Below are 894 nucleotides of genomic sequence, written 5' to 3'. Positions count from 1 at the left end.
CGCCGAATCTGTCGCCGCGTACTGCTGACGCCGGGGCCGCTTTGGGCGCGGCGATGCCGGCTCCCGCCATACGCGAGCGCCGCCCGATTGCGCCGGTCGGCGCGAAGCTCCCCGACGACTGGCTCACGGCGGGCCTGACGCGCGAGCAAAAACACCTGTTGACGCCCGACCAGCGCCGCGCACGCGCAGATGCTTTGGTTAAAAGCCTGTGGCCTAACCCTTTCGATCCCGCCCCCCCCACAAAAGACACCCGCGCATGAGCAGGGCTGTCGTGGGGCGGGCACGCACGAAAGCGAAGTCGGTCTTGGCGCGATCGCCGCGGCAACTGGCAGAGCTGGTTGCCGCGCTCGACGCTGCGGCCGATACGCTTTCGCCCATCGAAGCCGACGAGATTTGGACGCAGCTGCTGGCACTCGCCCGCGCGCTCAAACGGGGTGGCCACCCCAGACCGAAATCGCCACGGCGACCGCCGACGCCGGCGCCAGGTCAACTCGATCTCGTCGACGCGCTGACTGCCGATTCTTGCAATCAGGCTCCGTTTGTATGAAGATCCCCGATCACGACAATCCAGAACCCGCTGTCGTCGTCGAAACCTGGCGACTGGTTGTCGGCACGTCCCTGTTTCTGATCAATGTGCGCGCCGACGGCAGTTGGCAACCCGCCTATATTGCGCCGAGGCGTCTTGGAGGCTGGACCATTCAGACCTTGCCTGACATGCCAGCGGCGGCAGATGTCGAAGCCGCCGTGCGCACGTGGGCTCAGCCGTATGGCAACGATCCCAGGATCCGCCGCCTGGCGGTGCCAAGGTCACGCGCATCCACATCGAGGCCGACCTCATGACTTTACTCAAGCGTCGACTTCTTGCAACCGATGAAAAGCTGCAGGAACTGAAGT

At 65.1% G+C, this 894-nt stretch carries 2 protein-coding genes and 1 pseudogene; all 3 read left to right on the top strand.

Going from position 1 to position 894, the window contains the following annotated elements:
* Positions 1-260 (top strand): annotated as a pseudogene (locus ACPUER_RS36910) (hypothetical protein); the annotation flags it as partial.
* A complete protein-coding gene (locus ACPUER_RS36905) occupies positions 257-547 on the top strand; it encodes a hypothetical protein (RefSeq protein WP_425133599.1) in 291 nt (96 codons plus the stop codon). The pseudogene ACPUER_RS36910 and the gene ACPUER_RS36905, both read left to right, overlap by 4 nt.
* Positions 544-840, top strand: coding sequence for a hypothetical protein (locus ACPUER_RS36900; RefSeq protein ID WP_425133598.1), 297 nt, complete (start codon positions 544-546; stop codon positions 838-840). The genes ACPUER_RS36905 and ACPUER_RS36900 overlap by 4 nt, the downstream gene beginning before the upstream one ends.
* Positions 841-894 lie beyond the last annotated feature (54 nt).

The organism is Burkholderia sp. DN3021 (assembly GCF_049805555.1).
Classification (GTDB): domain Bacteria; phylum Pseudomonadota; class Gammaproteobacteria; order Burkholderiales; family Burkholderiaceae; genus Burkholderia; species Burkholderia pyrrocinia_C.
This window is presented reverse-complemented; position numbering and strand designations above follow the sequence as displayed.